The sequence below is a fragment of the Kitasatospora sp. MBT66 genome (assembly GCF_000710405.2).
Classification (GTDB): Bacteria; Actinomycetota; Actinomycetes; order Streptomycetales; family Streptomycetaceae; genus Kitasatospora; species Kitasatospora purpeofusca.
On sequence record NZ_JAIY01000003.1, the window covers coordinates 13,569 to 31,925 of the forward strand.

Annotated in this window: 13 protein-coding genes; 8 read left to right on the top strand and 5 right to left on the bottom strand. The window is 76.1% G+C overall.

What is annotated here, in order from left to right:
* Window positions 1-13 precede the first annotated feature (13 nt).
* The 4 genes from BI06_RS02080 (at window position 14) to BI06_RS02095 (ending at window position 7,198) form a co-directional block, all read left to right on the top strand.
* The gene (locus BI06_RS02080) at window positions 14-895 is read left to right on the top strand and encodes a geranyl diphosphate 2-C-methyltransferase (protein WP_043464569.1); all 882 of its coding nucleotides are present in this window, start codon (window positions 14-16) and stop codon (window positions 893-895) included.
* A 256-nt stretch (window positions 896-1,151) separates the two neighbouring features.
* Window positions 1,152-2,168, top strand: coding sequence for a hypothetical protein (locus BI06_RS02085; RefSeq protein ID WP_206743627.1), 1,017 nt, complete (start codon window positions 1,152-1,154; stop codon window positions 2,166-2,168).
* Between the two features lie 84 nt (window positions 2,169-2,252).
* A complete protein-coding gene (locus tag BI06_RS02090; protein WP_051740124.1) occupies window positions 2,253-4,181 on the top strand; it encodes an HSP90 family protein in 1,929 nt (642 codons plus the stop codon).
* Window positions 4,181-7,198 carry a hypothetical protein gene (locus tag BI06_RS02095; RefSeq protein ID WP_043464573.1) on the top strand — a complete coding sequence of 1,006 codons (3,018 nt, stop codon included), beginning with the start codon at window positions 4,181-4,183 and terminating at the stop codon, window positions 7,196-7,198. The genes BI06_RS02090 and BI06_RS02095 overlap by 1 nt, the downstream gene beginning before the upstream one ends.
* 54 nt (window positions 7,199-7,252) lie before the next feature.
* Here BI06_RS02095 and BI06_RS02100 read toward each other — a convergent pair whose 3' ends face one another.
* Window positions 7,253-8,470 (bottom strand): carbohydrate-binding protein, encoded by a 1,218-nt coding sequence (locus BI06_RS02100; protein WP_158516389.1) that lies wholly within the window; start codon window positions 8,468-8,470, stop codon window positions 7,253-7,255.
* A gap of 331 nt (window positions 8,471-8,801) precedes the next feature.
* Window positions 8,802-9,695 (bottom strand): LysR family transcriptional regulator, encoded by an 894-nt coding sequence (locus BI06_RS02105; RefSeq protein ID WP_051740125.1) that lies wholly within the window; start codon window positions 9,693-9,695, stop codon window positions 8,802-8,804.
* A 120-nt stretch (window positions 9,696-9,815) separates the two neighbouring features.
* Between BI06_RS02105 and BI06_RS02110 the strand changes: the two genes are divergently transcribed.
* From BI06_RS02110 to BI06_RS02120, 3 genes are read left to right on the top strand one after another with little or no spacing between them, the layout of a single operon-like run.
* Window positions 9,816-10,811 carry a DMT family transporter gene (locus tag BI06_RS02110; RefSeq protein ID WP_051740126.1) on the top strand — a complete coding sequence of 332 codons (996 nt, stop codon included), beginning with the start codon at window positions 9,816-9,818 and terminating at the stop codon, window positions 10,809-10,811.
* A gap of 9 nt (window positions 10,812-10,820) precedes the next feature.
* The gene (locus BI06_RS02115; protein ID WP_107113258.1) at window positions 10,821-12,320 is read left to right on the top strand and encodes a sensor histidine kinase; all 1,500 of its coding nucleotides are present in this window, start codon (window positions 10,821-10,823) and stop codon (window positions 12,318-12,320) included.
* On the top strand, window positions 12,308-12,973 hold the full coding sequence (locus BI06_RS02120; protein ID WP_043464577.1) for a response regulator transcription factor: 666 nt from the start codon (window positions 12,308-12,310) through the stop codon (window positions 12,971-12,973). Before BI06_RS02115 ends, BI06_RS02120 begins: the two co-directional genes overlap by 13 nt.
* Window positions 12,974-13,031: 58 nt before the next feature.
* On the opposite strand, the gene BI06_RS02125 is transcribed toward BI06_RS02120, so the two are convergent.
* From BI06_RS02125 to BI06_RS02135, 3 genes are all read right to left on the bottom strand, one after another.
* Window positions 13,032-14,054, bottom strand: coding sequence for a helix-turn-helix transcriptional regulator (locus BI06_RS02125; RefSeq protein WP_043464580.1), 1,023 nt, complete (start codon window positions 14,052-14,054; stop codon window positions 13,032-13,034).
* Window positions 14,055-14,315: 261 nt separating this feature from the next.
* Window positions 14,316-15,515 carry a glycosyltransferase family 4 protein gene (locus tag BI06_RS02130; protein ID WP_063794896.1) on the bottom strand — a complete coding sequence of 400 codons (1,200 nt, stop codon included), beginning with the start codon at window positions 15,513-15,515 and terminating at the stop codon, window positions 14,316-14,318.
* A complete protein-coding gene (locus tag BI06_RS02135; protein ID WP_051740127.1) occupies window positions 15,512-16,807 on the bottom strand; it encodes a glycosyltransferase 87 family protein in 1,296 nt (431 codons plus the stop codon). The genes BI06_RS02130 and BI06_RS02135 overlap by 4 nt, the downstream gene beginning before the upstream one ends.
* A gap of 511 nt (window positions 16,808-17,318) precedes the next feature.
* Between BI06_RS02135 and BI06_RS02140 the strand changes: the two genes are divergently transcribed.
* Window positions 17,319-18,357 (top strand): GNAT family N-acetyltransferase (locus BI06_RS02140; protein ID WP_158516366.1); only part of this gene is annotated, 1,039 nt, incomplete at its 3' end.

Genomic DNA, 18,357 nt, shown 5'->3' on the forward strand with positions numbered 1-18,357 from the left:
AAGGAGCTGAACCGTGTCCGTCACCGACACCACCCCCGTGAACCGCACCACCGTCCCTGGTCCGGCCACCCCGTACCAGGGCGACATCGCCCGTTACTGGGACCACGAGGCCCGGCCGGTGAACCTGCGCCTCGGCGACGTCGACGGCCTCTACCACCACCACTACGGCATCGGCGATGTCGACCACACCGCGCTGGGTGCGCCGGACGACAGCGAGCGGGAGAAGAAGCTCGTCGCCGAGCTGCACCGGCTGGAGTCCGCCCAGACCGACGTGCTGCTGGACAACCTCGGTGACATCCGCCCCGAGCACACCCTGGTCGACGCGGGCTGCGGCCGCGGCGGCTCGATGGTGATGGCCCACCAGCGCTTCGGCTGCAAGGTCGAGGGCGTCACCCTGTCGGCCAAGCAGGCCGAGTTCGGCAACCGGCGGGCCAAGGAGCTCGGCATCGACGGCCCGGTGCGCGCCCAGGTCCGCAACATGCTGGACATGCCGTTCGACACCGGCAGCGTCCGGGCGTCCTGGAACAACGAGTCCAGCATGTACGTCGACCTGGAGGACCTGCTCGGCGAGCACTCCCGGATCCTGTCGGTCGGCGGCCGCTACGTCACCATCACCGGCTGCTGGAACCCGACCTACGGCCAGCCCTCGAAGTGGGTCTCCCAGATCAACGCCCACTTCGAGTGCAACATCCACTCCCGCCGCGAGTACTTCAAGGCGATGGCCGACAACCGCCTGGTGCCGAACGCGGTCATCGACCTCACCGCGGCCACCCTCCCGTACTGGGAGCTGCGTGCCACCGTGCCGTCGCTGGTGACCGGCATCGAGGAGGCGTTCATCAACTCCTACAAGGACGGCTCCTTCCAGTACCTGCTGATCGCCGCCGACCGGGTCTGATCCCGCGTCGCCGCACGGCGAGGACCCGGCCCGGCCGCACGGCGGCGGGCCGGGTCCCGTGCGTCCGGGGCCGTCCGGGGGCGTCCGGGGGAGTCCCCGAGGGCGTCCGGGGAACGTCCTGGTGCGTTCGGGAACAGGGCTGGTCGACGGGACGTCGGAGGCGCGTGATATGCAGTGCATCCGAGTGGCCACTGCGAGGCCATACGAACGAAACCGCTGACCGTCCCGGTCGACGAGGTCTCAGGGGGGCCGCACCATGTCCTTTTTCCGACGCCGATCAGCCGATGACGCCCCGGCGGGTCCGGCCGGCCGTCGGAGCCGCGGCCTCGGGCGGAAGGCGCCGCGCGGCCTCACCCCGGTGCTCGACCTCTCGCACGGCGACGAGGAACTGCGCCGGCTGCGCGCCCTCGCCGACGCCGGCGACTGGAACGCGGTCGGCTCCGTCCTCGCCGAGATCGAGGACGCCGCCGAGCTGACCTGGCTGCTCCACCGGCTCTCCTCCGTCGAGGGCACCGAGCGCTGGCTGGCCGCCGCCGTCGCCGAGCACCCCGAGGACACCCTGCTGCTGCTGTTCTCCGGCGCCCGGCACATCGCCTGGGGCTGGGAGGCCCGCACCGGACAGCGCGCCCAGCAGGTCACCGAGGCGCAGTGGGAGCTCTTCCGCGAGCGGCTCGGCACCGCCGAGGAACAGCTGCTGGAGGTGGCCGAGCGCGAACCGTCCTGGCTCGCCCCCTGGTTCTTCCTGCAGATCGGCGCCCGCGGCGCCTCGCTCGGCCGCGGCATCGCCACCGCTCGCTTCGACGCCGCGCTGCGCCGCGACCCCGAGCACCTCGCCTCCCACCAGCAGCGGCTGCAGCAGCTGTGCGCCAAGTGGGGCGGCTCCCACGAGGAGATGCACGCCTTCGCCCGCCGGGCGATGCTCGACGCCCCCGAGGGCAGCCCGCTCGGCGAGATCGTCGCCCTCGCGCACCTGGAGCACTGGCTCGACCTGCCCGGCGGCGAGGACCACGCCTACCTGACCGGCCCGAGCGTCCGCGCCGCGCTGCGCGAGGCGGCGCTGCGCTCCGTGCTGCACCCCGCCTACCGGCGCCGGCGCGACTGGCGGGCCACCCACAACGCCTTCGCGATGGTCCTCTCGCTCGCCGACGAGCGCGAGCTCGCCCACGCGGTGTTCGCCACCCTCGACGACGTCGTCACCGACTGGCCCTGGTACTACCTGGGCGGCGACGAGGCCGAGAACTTCCGCACCCACCGCGACCGCTGCGCACCCTAGGGGCCCGGCCTCCCGGCCCCGTGACGCCCGGTCCCGCGACCCCGGCCGCGGCTGCCGCCGGGAGCCGTCGTGCCGCCCCTCCCCATGCCCGAACCGCCCTTGCGATCGAAAGAGCCACCGGTGTCCCCATCCGAGAACCCGACGAGCGCGCACACCTTCCAGGTCGACCTGCGCGGCCTGGTCGACCTGCTCTCCCACCACCTCTACTCCAGCCCCCGCGTCTACCTGCGCGAACTCCTGCAGAACGCGGTCGACGCCATCTCCGCCCGGCAGGCCCTCGACCCGTCGGCGCCCGCCGCGATCACCGTCCGCACCGACCAGGGGCTGACCGTCACGGACACCGGCATCGGCCTGACCGAGCAGGACGTCCACACCTTCCTCGCCACCATCGGCCGCAGCTCCAAGCGCGACGCCGACGGCCGCCTCGACGGTGACGGACTCGCCCGCGCCCGGGGCGACTTCATCGGCCAGTTCGGCATCGGCCTGCTGGCCTGCTTCGTCGTCGCCGACGAGATCACCGTCGTCACCCGCTCCGCCGCCACCCCCGACGCCCCCGTCATCGAGTGGCGCGGCGGCTCGGACGGCCGCTACACCATCCGCACCCTGCCGTCCGAGGCCAAGCCCGAGCCGGGCACCACCGTCCGGCTCGCCCCGCGCGCCGACGCCGCCGAGTGGACCCGCACCGACCGGGTGATCTCGCTGGCCCGCGACTTCGGCAGCCTGCTGCGCCACGAGGTCACCGTGGTCGACGGCCGGGGCGAGACCACCCGGGTCAACCACACCCCGCCGTGGGCCGACCGGCACGGCTCCCCGCTGGCCCGCCGCGAGGCGCTGGCCGCGTACTGCCGCTCGACCTTCGACTTCACCCCGCTCGACACCATCGAGCTGGACCTGCCGCTGGTCGGTCTGCGCGGTGTCGCCTACGTCCTGCCCGACGCCGTCCCGCCGTCCCGCCGGGCCGGGCACCGGGTGCACCTCAAGGGCATGCTGCTCTCCGACCACGCCGACGAACTCCTGCCCGACTGGGCGTTCTTCGTCCGCTGCGTGGTCGACACCGACGGCCTGCGGCCCACCGCCTCCCGCGAGGGCCTGTACGCCGACGAGATGCTCGCCGCCGTCCGCGACGCGCTCGGGGCCCGGATCCGCGACTGGCTCACCGGCCTGTCCGCCAGCGACCCGGCGCTGCTGCACCGGTTCATCTCGGTGCACCACCTGGCCGTCAAGGAACTCGCGCGCTACGACGACGAGTTGCTGCGGATGCTGCTGCCCTGGCTGCCGTTCGAGACCACCGACGGCAACGTCACCCTGGACGAGTTCGCCCGCACCCACCCGGTCGTCCTGGTCACCCGCACCGTCGAGGAGTTCCGCCAGGTCGCCCCGATCGCCGGCGCCGCCGGGCTCGGCGTCGTCAACGGCGGCTACACCTACGACCGCGACCTGGTGCACCGGCTGCCCGAGATCCGGCCCGGCACCTCCGTCGCCGACCTCGACCCCAGCACCGTCACCGCGCACCTGGACGCCGTCGACCCGGCCGCCGAACTCGCCGCCTCGGCCTTCCTCGCGGTGGCCCGCGAGGTGGTCGGCCGGTTCGACTGCGACGTCGCCCTGCGCAGCTTCCACCCGACCAGCGCGCCCGCCCTGCTGCTCGACAACCGGGAGGCCAGGCACGAGCGCGGCCGCGCCCAACTGGCCGAGGAGGCGGACGGGTTGTGGGCCGACATCCTCGGCTCGCTGCGGGCCGAGGTGCCCCGGGCGCAGCTGGTCCTGAACCACCTCAACCCGCTGGTGCGCCGGGCCGCCTCGATCGTGGACCGCGAACTCGCCGTCACCGCCGTCGAGACGCTCTACGGGCAGGCCGTGCTGCTCACCCGCCGGCCGCTCACCTCCAGCGAGAGCGCCCTGCTCAACCGCTCGTTCATCAGCCTGCTGGACCACGCGATGCTCGGCCACGAGGCCGCCGGCCGGGGCACGCGCGGTCCGCAGGACCCGCTGGGCCCGCAGAAGGAGGCGTGATGCTGGACACCATCGACGCGGTGATGGCCGCGCTGCGCGACAACGACGCCCGCCCCTACGGCCGGCAGCGGACCGTCACCGCCGAGGAACTCGTCGACGCCGCCGACCAGTTCGACGACACCGGGCTGCGCGCCATGGCCCTCCTGGAACTCATGGAGGCCTACGAGTACGACGGCGAGCGGAGCAAGGCCCCGGTGGTCTTCGCCCGCGTGCTCAGGCTCTGGGACACCGACCCGGGCAGCTTCGGCGAGTGGGCGACGCAGCAGGTGTTCTGGCGCTTCAAGTGGGTCGCCACCTCGCTGCTCGGTACCCCGGACGTGCCGCTCGCCTCGGTCCGCCGCTGGCACGGGGAGATGCGCGACCGCTACCGCGCCGCCGGGCACGGCCTCCAGCCGTACTACGCCCAGCGCTTCCACCTCGCCGCCCACATCGGCGAGGACGTCCAGGACGCCTACGAGCTGTGGGCCGCCCGGCCGCGCACCGAGCTGAGCGACTGCCACGCCTGCGAGGTCCGCGCCGCGGCCTCCCACCTGGTGCGCCAGGGCGACGACGCGGCCGCTCTGGAGGCCTGGCGGCCGGTGCTCAGCGGTGAGAGCACCTGCGCCGAGGAGCCCCATGTCAGCCACGCCCAGGCGCTGCTTCCGCTGCTGCGCCAGGGCCGGCTGGACGAGGCCCGCTCCAGCCACCTGGTCGGCTACCGCTTCGCGCGCGGCAAGAGCGGGCTGGCCCGCTCGGTCGGCCAGCACATCGAGTTCTGCGCGCTGTCCGGCAACGAGCCGCGCGGGCTGGAGATCCTCGCCGAGAACCGCGACCTGTTCGGCGTCACCGGCGACCCCAGCGGCCGGCTGGACTTCCTCACCGGCGTCGAGGTGCTGATCGCGGGCCTGGAGCGGGCCGGCCACGGCGCGCTCACCGTCAGCGGCCCGCCCGGTACGAGCTGGACCGTCGACACCCTGCTCGCCCATCTGCGGACCGAGGCCGACGCCCTGGCCGCCCGCTTCGACGCCCGCAACGGCACCGCGGCGGTGGGCTCCCGCCGCCGCGACCGGCTGGCCCGACGGCCGCTGCTCGCCGAGCCGCTGGCGCTGGGCGTGCGGGCCGCGGCCGCGCCGGAACTGGCCGCCGTCCCGGTCGTGCCGGCGGTGCCGGTCCGGGAGGCCGAGCCGGAGCCGGAGGACTTCGCCGCGCTGGTGCTCCGCGCCCGCGAGCTGCAACTGCTCGGGCACCCCGACGCGGACCGGCTCTGGCGGCGGATCGGCGAGCGGCTCACCGCCGAGGGCGAGGCCGCGGTCACGGGTGCGGCCGACGCGGACCGGCTGGGTACGGTCGGGCAGTTGCGCGCCGAACTCGCCGAGCGGCGGGCGCACGCGGCGCTCGACCGGGAGGACTGGGAGGAGGGCGCCGCCGAACTGCGGGGCGCCGGTGACCTCTTCGAGCGGGAGGGGCTGGCCGGGCGGGCCCTGGCGGCCCGGACCCGGGCCCTGGTCGCCGTCCTGGTCGGGGACGACTCGGGGGACGGCTCGGGGAACGACTCGGCGGACGATTCCGGGGACGGCTCCGGGGACGGCGACGCGGCCGGGACCGCGCGGGCCGTCGACTGGGCGGCTCTGGACGCTGCCCTGGCCCGGGCCGAGGAGCTGGCCGCCGCGCCCGGCGGTCCCGCCCTCGCCGACGACGACTACCTGGTCGTGCTCCAGTGCCGCGCCTACGCCGCGCACCACGAACTCGTCCTGGCGCTGCCCGAACCGCCCGAGGAGCCGCCCGCCGAGCAGGCCGGGCGCTTCGCGCTCGCCGTCGCCGCCTACCGCGAGGCGGCCGCCGCCCGGGGCTCCGTGCGCCGGCTGACGGTGGCCCGCCAGTACGCCGCCGACGTCGCCGCCCGGCAGGGCCGGATCGCCGAGGCCGCCGAGGAACTGCGCACCGTCATAGCCGAGTTGGAGGAGGCCGGGCAGCCCTGGCACACGCCGCGCGCGTACGGGCTGCTGGGGCAGGCGCTGCTGCAGAACGGCGAGCAGGCCGAGGCCGTGGAGGTGCTGCACCGGGCCCTGGCCGCGGCTGCCCGCTGGGCCGACGAGTCCTACCCGTTCGCCGCCACCTATCTGATGGCCGGGCACGCCAGCGCCCACCTCGGGGACACCGGTGCCGCGATCCGGGCGCTCTCCGAGGCCGCCGGGCGCTTCGACCGCAAGGGCCCGCCCGCCGCCGGGGACGCGGCCAGGACCAGGCTGCAGCTCGCCGACCTGCTGAGCGGCGCCGACCGCACCGCCGACGCGGTGGCCGTCCTGGAGTCGGTGCTGGCCGACGCGGCCGCCGCCGGACCGGAGGACCGGCTGTTCGCCCAGGCCAGGCTGGACCTCGCGCGCGGCCTGTACACGCTGGACGAGTACCGGGACGCGGCCGAGGAGTACCTGCGGCTGGCCACCCTGCTGGAGGGCTGGACCGAGGACCTGCACCTGCGCACCATGGTCGCCGCGGAGGCGGCCGTCGCGCTCGCCCTCGCGGACCGCTGGGAGGCCGCGCACGCCGCGCGGTCCCGGGCGCTCGCCGCGCAGGAGCAGTGGCCGCAGACCGGTCCGGTCTCCGCGATGCTGCGGCAGTTCGCCCGGCTCGTCGTGCAGCGGGAGGGGGCGGACGGGCTGGAGCAGGCCCTGGCCCGGCTGGCCGAGGCGGACGCCGTGCGCGAGCGGGCCGAGCTGGCCGAGCCCGAGGCCGACGCCTGGTACCTGCGGGCCTCCGTCCACTACGAGCGGGCCCGCGCCTACGCGGTGGCGGACCGCTACGAGGAGGCGCTGACCGAGGCGGACCTCGCGATCACCGCCTACGAGGCGGGCGGCGAGCGGGCCGAGACCCCGCGGGCCGAGGCCGTCCGGCTGGCCGCGCTGATCGAGGGCACCGACCTCGGCCGGACGTCGGCGGCCCGGGCGCGGCTCGCCGCCGCGGTGGAGCGCTGCCGCAAGTACGGGCTGGAGGAGGCCGCGGAGATCCTGGCGGACCTGCGCGAGCGGCTCGCGGACTGACGTGCCGGCGGGCGGGTGGGGCGGGCCGTCGCGGCCCGCCCCACCGTCACGGGCTCAGCAGGGGCCGTCGTCCCCCCAGACGCCCCACTGGCCGCTCGCGGTCGGTACTTCGTTCAGCGTCCACCACTTGGCGTGGTACTTGTGGCCCTGGTAGGAGACCTTGGCGCCGCCGGTGTAGACGGTGGCGCTGTCCCAGGGCTGGTCGAGGCAGCTTCCCGGGCTGGTCGGCGGCGTGGTGGGCGGGGTCGTCGGCGGCGTCGTGGGAGGTGTGGTCGGCGGGTTGGTGGGCGGGGTCGCCCCGGCGAAGCGGACCGTGAACTTGGTGAAGTCCCAGTCGTTCTGCGCCACGCTGGAGCAGGAACCGGAGAGCCCCGGGTCGACCGGACCCGGGCACTGCCGGTCCCGGTTGACCGACCAGTAGGTGTAGCGGGCCAGCTTGTGCGCGAGTGCGAAGTCCAGCACCGCCTGGAAGTCCGCCTGCCGGAAGTACTCGGCGGCGTCGGTGCGTCCGTTCATCAGCGAGACGCCCTCGTGCGCGTAGGCGTCCGCCTCCGACCAGCCGAAGGTGGTGCGCAGCAGCTGGTTGAACTTCACCAGCGCGTCGGTCTGCGCGGCCGCGCCGCTGAAGCCGCCGTCGAACGGCATGATCGAGTAGTTGTCCGGGGTGAAGCCCTGCGCCTTGGCCTCGTTCAGCATCTGCTGGCCGAACCAGCCGGTGCCCGCGGCCGTGGTACCGGCCGTGGTGATCGAGATGTACAGCCCCGGGTTGTTGCGCTGCAGGATGCGGGCCGCGCCGATCTCGTTGTGGATCGCGGCCGTGTTCTCGTACTCCGGCTCCTCCAGGTCGAAGTCGATCGCCTTCAACTGGTACTTGTCGACGACCTTCTGGTACCCGGCGGCGGTCGCCTCCGGCGTCCCGCAGGTCTGGCCGAGCTTGGTGCCGCCGTAGCCGCCGATCGAGACGGAGACGTCGCCGCCCTTGGCCCGCACGGTCCGGATCACGGCGGGCATGGTGGTGTCGGTGTCGATCGGGGACGTCCCGCCCCAGGACGGGACGCAGCCGCCCTTGTCCAGGATGAACGCCAGCTGGAAGGCCTTCTGGCCGGTGGCGTCCATCACCGTCGAGACGTCCGGCGGGCTGTTGTCCTCGGGCATCAGGTAGGGCGCGGAGGCGTACCAGTTGCTGCCGATGCCGCCCGCGGCGGCCGCAGCCGCGGTCCCGGTGCCGGCGGTGGCGACCAGGCCGCCGCCGACCAGCGCGCCGGCCACCAGGCCGAGCACCCCGGCGGCGGCGAGGACGCTGCGGGGGGAGCGCAGGTGGGGCCTCCGGTCGGAGGGGTGCGGGAGCTGGGGCGGGTTCAGCTTTCGGTCCGGGTGTGGGGGAAGTGCACGTTCCATCGGGATCTGCCTCTCCAGGAAACGGCGGACTGCGGCCCACCCGCGCCGACTGTGGGGGCGGCGCGCCGGGCCGACGGCGCCCCGCGCCGGGGCCGGGCCGCCGCGAGGCCCTCACTGGTATAGACCTGTCCTGAGGAGCCGTCAACCGCCCCGGCCGCTGCTCCGCGTGCGACCGGGCTGCCTGTCCGGAGCTCCGGCCCGTCGCTCAGCGCCGCGCGGCGGGCTTCCCGGGACCGGGGTGCAGCGCCGCCAGCAGGCCCGTCACCGCCGGGGACCAGGGCCGCCCGGCCGGGCCGGTGAGGGTCAGGGTGCGGTACGCGGCCGGCCGGATCGGCACCAGGACGCAGTCCGGCGGCAGCATCGGCTGCGCCAGCGCCGGCATCACCGAGACACCCACCCCCGCGTGCACCATGCCGATCAGCGTGTTGAGGTCGCGGATCCGGTGCCGGGGCGCGAAGCGGACGCCGGCCCGGCGGTAGGCGTCCCGGATGTGCCGTTCGCAGCCGCCCTCCGACAGCAGGAAGTCGTCGTCCTCCAGGTCCGCCACGTCGATGCCCGCCTCGCCCGCGAGCGGGTGGTCGCGGCGCAGCAGCGCGTGCATCGAGTCGGCGCCGAGCGGCACCGCCCCCGGCAGCAGCCGGTCGACGTCCACCAGGACCGCCGCGTCCACCGTGCCGGTCTCCAGCCAGACCGCCAGCTCGTGGTCCTCGCCCTCGAAGACCCGCACCGTCAGCCGGGGGTGCTCGGCCCGCCAGTCCCGCAGCAGGGCCGGCAGCAGCCCCTGGCAGACGGTGGTCGGCGCGGCCAGCCGCACGGTGCCGGTCAGCCCGCCGCTGTGCTGCTCGGCGATCGACCGGACCGCCGCGGCGGAGGCGACCGCCGTCCGGGCGTGCGGCAGGATCCGCTCGCCCAACGGGGTCGGCCGGGCGGGTGCGCCCCGGTGCAGCACGGGCGCGCCCAGCACCCGTTCCAGCGCGGCCACCGCGTGCGAGACCGCCGACTGGCTCACGCCCAGCTCGGCCGCCGCCGACCCGAAGCCGCCCGCGTCCGTCACCGCGACCAGCGCCCTGAGCTGGGCGAAGTTCACCTCCTGGGTCATGAGACTTCCTCATTCCTGCCGCACCGCCACTTGTTGGACTCATGATCGGCCGACCCGCGACCCTCTGTCCATCGAGTACGAGCGGGCGGGCCGGGTCGGACCGCCGCCGGGGAAAGGCGGGTGGTCGGAGTGCGAGGGCGCTGGTGGCCGGGGTTCGTGGCACTGTCGGCGATCTGGGGCGCGAGCTTCGCCCTGATCAAGGTGGCGGTGGAGGCGGGGGTGCCCCCGGTCTGGGTGGCGGCCTGGCGCTGCCTGCTCGGCGCGGCCGCGCTGTGGGCGATCCTCGCCGTCCGCCGCGAGGCCGTCCCGCGCGACCCCGCCGTCTGGGGCCACAGCGCCGTCGCCGCGGTCCTGTTGAACGCGGTGCCGTTCGTCCTCTTCTCCTACGGGGAGACCCGGGTCAGCTCGGTGCTGGCCGGAGTGCTGAACGCGGCCACCCCGCTGTTCACCATGATCTTCGCGCTCGCCGTGGTGCCCGGGGAGCCCCGGCCCGGCCCGCGCCGGCTCGCCGGGCTCGCCCTCGGCTTCGCCGGGGTGCTCACCGTGCTGGGCGTGTGGCACGGCTTCGGTGGCGCCACCGCCGGGGGAGCGGCCGGGGCGGCGGGACCGCCCGGCGGCGGGGCGGGCGCGGTGGCCGGCGGGCTGGCCTGCCTGGCCGCGACCTGCTGCTACGGCGCCGGGTTCGCCTACCTGCGCCGCCACCTCGCGACCCGTCCGCAGTCGGCGACCGCCCTGTCCGCCGTCCAGATCACCTGCGGCGGCGCCCAGCTCGCCGTGGCCGCCCCGCTGGCGGCGGGCGCCCCGCACTGGCCCGGGCTCGGCGCCGCCGCCGCCCTGCTGGTGCTCGGCGCGCTCGGCACCGGCGTCGGCTACATCCTCAACCTCGACCTGGTCCGCACCGCCGGGACGGCCGTGGCCGCCGCCGTCACCTACGCGACGCCGCTCTGGGCAACCGCGATCGGTGCGCTGCTGCTCGCCGAACCGGTCGGCTGGAACACCCTGGCCGGCGGCCTCGCGGTGATCGCCGCGGTCGCGCTCACCCGGCCGCCGACCGCCGGGGGCGGGGGAGGACCGGCCGTCCGGTGGGGCCGAAGGGCACGTCAGCCGGTCGGTTAGGGTGGGGCGATGGGCACGGGGCGGGCGACGGCCGAGAACACCGGGGCGGGCGCGACCGGGGCGGTCGGCGCCCCTTCCTCGTTCCTCTCCGCCACCACCGCCGTCGTCGTCGGGGCCGCTGTCGGGGATTCCGAGGCCGTCCGGGCTGCTGGGGCTGTCGGGGCCGGCGACCGGTCGTCCGAGGTGGCCGTCCTGGCGGCCCTGCGCGCCCGCCCGCTGCGCTTCCCGTTCACCCGCGACTCCCTGCGCTGCTGGGCCTACCTGTCCGGCGGCGCCGTCCTGGGGCTGGCGACGACGGTCCTGCTGCTCGCCCTGACCGCGCTCGGCCTCGGGCTCTCGGTGGTCGGCGTCGGCCTGCCGCTGCTCCTCGCCGTCGCCCTCTCCGGCCTGCCGGCCGGAGCCCTGGAACGCCGCCTGCTCCGGCTCGTCGAACCGGAGCAGGTGCCCGACCCGCACCGGGCACTCCCCGGAGCCGGGCGCCCCGCCCGGCTGCGCACCCGGCTGCGCGAGCGCGCGACCTGGCGCGAACTCGCCCACACCCTGCTCGTCGCCCCGCCGCTCGCCGCCGCCGGCCTCGGCCTGACCGCCCTGCTGCTGTTCTCGGCGACGCTGGTCGTCAGCCCGGTGGTGGTCCAGGCGCTCGCCCCCGAGACCGTGATGCTGATCCCCGGCCACGCCGTGCCCGGACCGCTGCACGCGCTCCCGTTCACCGCCGCCGGCCTGGCCGGGCTCTACCTCGGCGGCCACGCCGGGGCGCTGCTCACCACCGCCCACGTCCGGCTGGCCCGGCTGCTGCTCGGGCCCCGGGAGGAGGACTCCGGCGGCACGGTCCTCGAACTGACCCGGTCCCGGGCCCGGTTGGCCGACGCCTTCGAGGCCGAGCGCCGACGCATCGAACGCGATCTGCACGACGGCGCCCAGCAGCAGCTGGTCGCCCTCAGCATGACGCTCGGCCTGGCCGCGCACGAGCTGCGCGGGCACGTGGACAGCGGTGGTGGGGACGCCGACGGTGCGGACGCTGATGGTGTGGACGGCCCGGCCGGGGCGCTCGTGCTGGTCGACCGGGCCCGGGGCGAGGCCCGGCAGGCGCTGGAGCAACTGCGCGCCCTGGTCCGGGGGATCCACCCGCAGGTGCTCACCGACCACGGCCTGGCCGCCGCCGTCGCCGAGGTGGCGCTGCGCCACCCCGTCCCCGTCGAGGTCGACCTCGACCTGCCGGGCCGGCTGCCGGGACCCGTCGAGACCACCGCCTACTTCACCGTCACCGAGGCCCTCACCAACGCCGCCAAACACAGCGGCGCCACCGCCGTCACCGTCCACGGACGGGTCGCGGACGGCCGACTGGTGCTCCAGGTGACCGACGACGGGCGCGGCGGGGCCGACCCGGCCGCCGGGGCCGGGCTGCAGGGACTGGCCGACCGGGTGGCGATCCTGAGAGGACGACTGATGGTGACGAGTCCGACCGGCGGGCCGACCAGGCTCCGGCTGGAGGTGCCGTGCTCCGGATAGTCATCGCCGAGGACGCCGTGCTGCTCCGGGCCGGGCTGGTCGAACTGCTCACCCGGGGCGGCCACCTGGTGACCGCCGCCGTCGGCGACGCGGACGCCCTCGCCGCCGCCGTGGACGCCGACCGGCCGGACATCGTCGTCACCGACGTCCGGATGCCGCCCGGCTTCCGGGACGAGGGGCTGCGCGCCGCGCTCGACCTCCGCTCCCGCCATGCCGACCTGCCCGTCCTGGTGCTCTCCCAGTACGTGGCCACCCCCTACGCGACCCGGCTGCTCGGGGCGGCGGGCGCGCAGCGGGCCGGACTCGGCTACCTGCTCAAGGACCGGGTCGGCGAGGTGTCGGAGTTCCTGGACGCGCTGCGCCGGGTGGCGGCGGGCGAGACCGTGATCGACGCGGACGTGGTGCGGGTGCTGCTCCGCCAGCAGTCCGCGGACCGCCCGATCGCCCGGCTGACCCCGCGCGAGCGCGAGGTGCTGGGGCTGATGGCGGAGGGCCTCAACAACCAGACCGTCGGCGCCCGGCTGAACATCACCGAGGCCTCGGTGGTCAAGCACTGCGGCAACATCTTCATGAAGCTCGACCTCGACCCGGTCGAGGGCAACCGTCGGGTGCTCGCCGTCCTGGCCCACCTCGCCGACCTCCAGGGCGAGTAGCGCCGTCGACGACCGCCGTCGACGACCGACGTCGACGACCGACGTCGACGACCGACGCTCAGGCCGGGGGCAGGGGTTGCGGGTTGTCGAGGAGGAGGTCGTGGCCGACCTCGGTGAGGGTGTGGCGGACCTGCCTGCCCTCGCGGCGGGTGGCGATCAGGCCGGCCGTGCGCAGGGCGGCGGCGTGGGCGGAGGCGGAGGGCGGGGTGACGCCGAGCCGCCGGGCGAGCTCGGTGGTGGAACAGTCGCTGCCGGCGACGGCGCGCAGGACACGGGCCCGGGCGGGGCCGAGCACGGCGGCGAGGCCGTCGGCGGCCGGGGTCCGGGCCGCGGGCCCGGTGGTCGGGGCGGCGGCAGGGGCGGTGATCGAGGTGGCGATCGGGTGCAGCAGCAGGCTCTGGCGGTCCGGTCCGGCCAGCAGGCCGATGCTCCGTTGGACGAAGTAGTTGGGCCGCAGTTCCAGGCCCCGGCCGCCGAGGTCGAAGGAGCCCTCCAGGTCGCCGAGGGTGCACTCCAGCACCCCTTCGTCCCGCCAGACCGCGTTCGGGTGGAGCGAGTCGAGCATCTCGCCGATCCCGGAGCGGGCGGCGGTGCGGGCCCGGGCGGCGATGTCGGCCTCCAGGGCGCGGCGGATGTCCGGCCAGTCCGGGGCGAGGCAGGCCCGGAACAGTGCCCAGGCACCGTCGCTGACCTCGCGCAGGCCCCGGCTGCCGTCCTCGCGCAACCGGGCCAGGGCGGTCGGGACGTCCGGGCCGCTGCCGAACCCCGCGACACCCTCCTCCACGGCCTGCTGCGGGACGGAGAGGAGCGCGTCGAGTTCGTCGGTCAGCTGCCGACGGACGGCGTCGAGGTCCGCCACCATGAAGTCGGGGACGCCGATCGGGCTCGCGTTGACCACCTCGAGGAAACGCACGGCCCGGTGCGGCACATGGCGGCGGACGTCCCGCCACCAGCGCTCGCTGCGCGACCCGCTGCCCTGGTGCACGCCCAACCGGGCCGAGCCGGCCATCAGATGGTCGAACGGGGATATGACGAACCGGGTCCTCGCGAGGTCCGCAACCCCGAATTTCAGTGCGATCACGAACCTTCCTCCGCCCCCTGCGGCAGTCCTGACCTGCCACGTTGCTGACTATTAGGCCCAGAGGCTAATGCATGGCCCTCCGGCGGCTCCGGTTGGCATGCTCTCTCTCGTCGGCGCGGCGGAGGCCCGCTCGGGCCCCCACCACGAGGGGAGTGGGGGCCCGCGCACGAACCTCGACCGGGCGTTCGTGGATCCGAACGCCCGGTGCCGCCCGGCGAATCGTCCCGGAGCTGACAGGTCGTGACCGGGCGCTGCCGGGCGCTACCGGGCGTCGGCCGCGCGCGGACGGCGGGGGTCGAGGGGGTCCGGCACGTCGTGGGGGTCGTGCGCGTCGGGGCGGTTCTGCGGTGGGGCGAGGAGGGTGGCCAGGCGGTCGGCGGTGGTGTCCCAGGACCAGTGGCTGCGGACCCAACTGCGGCCGGCGGCGCCCATCCGGTCGCGTTCGGCGGCGGGGGCGCGGAGGATGCCGGTGATCGCCGCCGCGACGGCGGCCGGGTCGCGGCCGTCCACCACCGTGCCGTTGACCCCGTCGAGGACGGCGTCCGGCGCGCCGCCCGAGCGGCCCACGACCACCGGCAGTCCGGCGGCGGCCGCCTCCAGGAAGACGATGCCCAGGCCCTCGGCCTCCAGTCCGCCCCGGCGGGTGCGGCACGGCATCGCGAACACATCGGCCGAGGCGTAGTCGGCGGGTGTCTGCGCGTGCTCGTGGCCGCCGGCGAAGACGACCGAACCGGGCTCGGTGTGCCGCCGGGCGAGTTCGCGCAGCCGGCGTTCGGCCGGGCCCCGGCCGACCAGGACCAGGACCGCCCCCGGCACGCTGCGCCGGATCAGCGGGAGCGCCCGGACCAGGGTGTCCTGCCCCTTGCGCGGGACGAGCCGCGCCACGCAGAGGATCACGGGTGCGCGCGGGTCGGCGGCCTCCTCGCGCGGCCCCGGGCGGAACAGTTCGGTGTCGACGCCCGGGACCAGCCGCTCCAGCCGGGGCGCCGGGCCGAGCGCGGGGGCGATCCGCTCGCGGGTGTGGGCGCCGAGGTAGGTGACGACGTCGACGCTGTCGCCGATCCGCCGCAGCAGGCGCCGGGCGACCGGGGTGCGGGCCCACCAGATCTCGTGGCCGTGGGTGGTGGCGACGGTCCGCCGTATGCCGGGCGCCTGCCGCCGCAGCTCCGGGGTCATCGCGGCGAGCGGGGCGGCGGCGCCGAACCAGACCCGGTCGCACCCGTACGCCCGGGCGAGTTCGGCGGCCCGCCGGGTCACCCGGGGAGTGGGCAGCAGCATCCGTGACCGGTCGCGGACCACCGGGAAGGGCAGCGCGGCGTCGTGCCGCTCGGAGCCCGGTTCGGCCGAGGTGTAGACGACGACCTCCCCGGCGGGCAGCCGGGTGGCCATGGCGTGGACGAAGGTCTCGATGCCGCCCTGACGGGGCGGGAAGTCATTGGTGACGATGAGGGTGCCGGTCATGGCGCGGGAACCACCTGGGGTGCGTGCGGGCGGGGTGCGTGCGGACGAGGTGCTTGCGGGCGGGGTGCTTGCGGGCGGCGGAGGAGCGGGAGTCGGGGGAACCGCGCGAGGAGGGGAGGGCGAGGTGCGCGGGGGAGGTGGGCGAGCCGGGGGAGGAGCAGCAGGAGGGCGGGCAGCGCGAGGTAGCCGAACCGGCCCGCGGGGGCGAGCAGGAACGCCAGGGCGAGACCGAGGGCGAGCCGGTCGGCGGCGGCGCGGGTGTCCTGCGGCGGGCGGCGCACCAGGGAGCGGGCGACGGCGGCCCCGGCGAGGAGCAGTAGCGCGAGGGCGGCGTACCAGCCGGCCGGGCCGAGGTCGGCGAGCAGCCGTCCGGGCAGTGGGCTGCTCGCCGGGGTGGGCAGGTCGCCGCGCCCGGTGGGGAAGGCGAACACCTGCTGCAGCAGCGGCCCCGGGGAGCGCAGCGCGGAGGGCAGCACCAGGGCGGCCGTGCCGGCGGCGGCGGTGACGGCGGCCCGCAGCGCGGCGCGCCGTCCGCTGGTGGCCGCGAGCAGGGCGACGGCCACCGCGACCGCAGGCCAGGCCGTCCACTTGAGCGCGCAGGCCAGGGCGAGCGCCCACCCGGCCGCAGTCGGCCGGGCCCGCCCGGCCAGGGCCAGGGCGAGGACGCAGAGGCCGGCCAGCGGCAGGTCGACCCCGCTGACGCAGAGCGGCAGCGCGACCACCGGCGAGGCGACGAGCGCCGCCACCGGGAGCACGCCCGGGAGCGCCGCCGTGACCGTTGCCGCGCGACCGGGGCGTCCGGGCCGCCCGAGCTGCCCGGGCCGTCCGCGCCGGAGCCGGGTCGGCAGGACGGCGGCGGCCAGGCAGCCGAGGAACGCGGCGGCGCACCAGAGCCGGGCGTCCCCGGCCACCCTGGCCGGCCAGCCGTCCGTACCGAACAGGGCGCGGGGCAGCCCGAACAGTGCCATCCCGGGGAGGTAGGGCGTGTACTCCGCGACCGTGCGCGGCTCGGCCAGGTACGGCGTCCCGTGCCGGAGCAGCAGCTCGCCCGAGCGCTCGATGACGGCGACCTCACTCTGCCCCTGCCCGCCCACCACCAGGACGAACAGCGGCACCAGGACCGCGCCGAGGAGCGCGACCGCCACCGAGCCCCCACGCGCCCACCGTCGGGGCAGTACGAGCACGGCGACCGCCGCCGCCAGGTATCCCGCCGCCGCGCACAGCCCCCAACTCCGGTGCGGACCCAGCCCGGAGACCAGCGGGAACGCCCCCGCCCACCCGGCGGCGAGCACCCACCCGCCGCACCACAGAGCCCGCCGCCCGCCGGGAGGACGGGGGACGCGGTGGACCCGACGGGAGCCGGCGACGGCGCGAGGGCCGGGGCGGGGCCCGGGGCGAGGGCCCGTGCGTGCGTCCGTGCGTGCAGCGGCGCCGGTGTCGGGGTGACGGGTGGAGCGCGGTGCAGGGCGAACAGCAGGGTGAACTGCGGGGCGAACGGCGGGGCCGGGAACGGGTGGACGCGGGGTACGGAGGCGGTGAATCAGCACCACTTCATTGCAGCGGCGCAGGTCAGCGAGGTCATGGCGGTCAGGTCGAGTCCTTCGGTCGGGTTTCCCCTACCACCGGGCGGGTGTGCCGGGCGGCCCGCGGACTCCGGGGTGGGTGCGGACGGTGCGGACAACGGGCATGGCGCTGGGCTCCTCCTCGGCAGCGGACTCTCCGAACAAGTGAATTCGTATCCGACCTGACGTTCGGTGTCCACCGAATTACACACGGTGCCGATCGCTCGCTATCGTGGGAGTCGTGAACTCCTGGGACATGGCGGTCGGGCGGGCGCAGGAACGATTGGCCGCGGCGCCCTCCCTGCGGGCGGTGGCCGACGAGGAGGCGCGCGAGTTCGCGCTCTGGGACCTCGCGGCCTGCGCCGAGGGCGAGTTGGGCGAGCTGTTCGACCCGGCGGCGATCGGCCCGGCCGAGGAGGCCCGGCTGCGTGCCCGGCTCGGCGAGTCCGGCCGCGAATGGCCGGGCGGCGAGCTCTACCGGCGCCGCTACTGGCTGCTGGGTGACGGCGGCCCGGACGCCCCCACCGCTCCTTCCGGTCCTTCCGGTCCTACCGGTCCCGTCGTCCCGGTCGGGACCGTCGCGGTCGACAACTGGACCAAGGGCGCGGGCCAGTTGGCCGTCTCCTCGCTCTACCTGCGCCCCGACGCGCGCGGCCGGGGCCTGGCCGCCGCGGCCCTCGACCGGATCTACCGCGCCGCCACCGCCGAGGGCCTGTCCGGCTACCGGCTGGAGGCGGACTGGGCCTGGCCCCGGGCCGTCCGCTACTACTTGCGCCGGGGCCTCTGGGTGCGGTCCTGGAAGCACGCCATCGGTTTCACCCGGATGCCCCAACTCCCGCCCTACCGGGTCCGGGAGGAGCAGGAACGCCTGGTGCTGCTGGTCGCCGACCGGCCGTCGGGCGCCCCCGCCGGGGAGATCTGGACGCCGCTGCTAGCCGCCGGCCGCGAGGGCCGCTGGCTGCGCCTGGACGAGACCGCCGCCTACCGGCAGGCGGACGGCTGGGTGCACGACTACGCCCGCTCGACGCTCGCGCTGCACCTGGCGCTCGCCGGCCGTCCGCTGGTCCGCGGTCCGCAGTGGTGGGCGGAGGCCTGGCGCTGGTCCGACGGCGGGGAGCCGGAGGGACTGGCACACCGGATCGAGCAGTTCGAGCTGCGGCGCGGCGCCGCCGACGACCGGACGGCCGTCCAGCCCGGCACGGCCCGGCCGGGAGCCGTCCTGCCGACTGCCGCCCGGTCCGGGATCGAACTGCCCGCCCCCGCCGCCGCCCCCGTCTCTC

Excerpts from the sequence above, each read along its gene's own strand:
- BI06_RS02085 (WP_206743627.1), top strand. The coding sequence starts at position 1,152 with ATGTCCTTTTTCCGACGCCGATCAGCCGATGACGCCCCGGCGGGTCCG.
- BI06_RS02090 (WP_051740124.1), top strand. The coding sequence starts at position 2,253 with ATGCCCGAACCGCCCTTGCGATCGAAAGAGCCACCGGTGTCCCCATCC.
- BI06_RS02095 (WP_043464573.1), top strand. The coding sequence starts at position 4,181 with ATGCTGGACACCATCGACGCGGTGATGGCCGCGCTGCGCGACAACGAC.
- BI06_RS02105 (WP_051740125.1), bottom strand. The coding sequence starts at position 9,695 with ATGACCCAGGAGGTGAACTTCGCCCAGCTCAGGGCGCTGGTCGCGGTG.
- BI06_RS02115 (WP_107113258.1), top strand. The coding sequence starts at position 10,821 with ATGGGCACGGGGCGGGCGACGGCCGAGAACACCGGGGCGGGCGCGACC.
- BI06_RS02130 (WP_063794896.1), bottom strand. The coding sequence starts at position 15,515 with ATGACCGGCACCCTCATCGTCACCAATGACTTCCCGCCCCGTCAGGGC.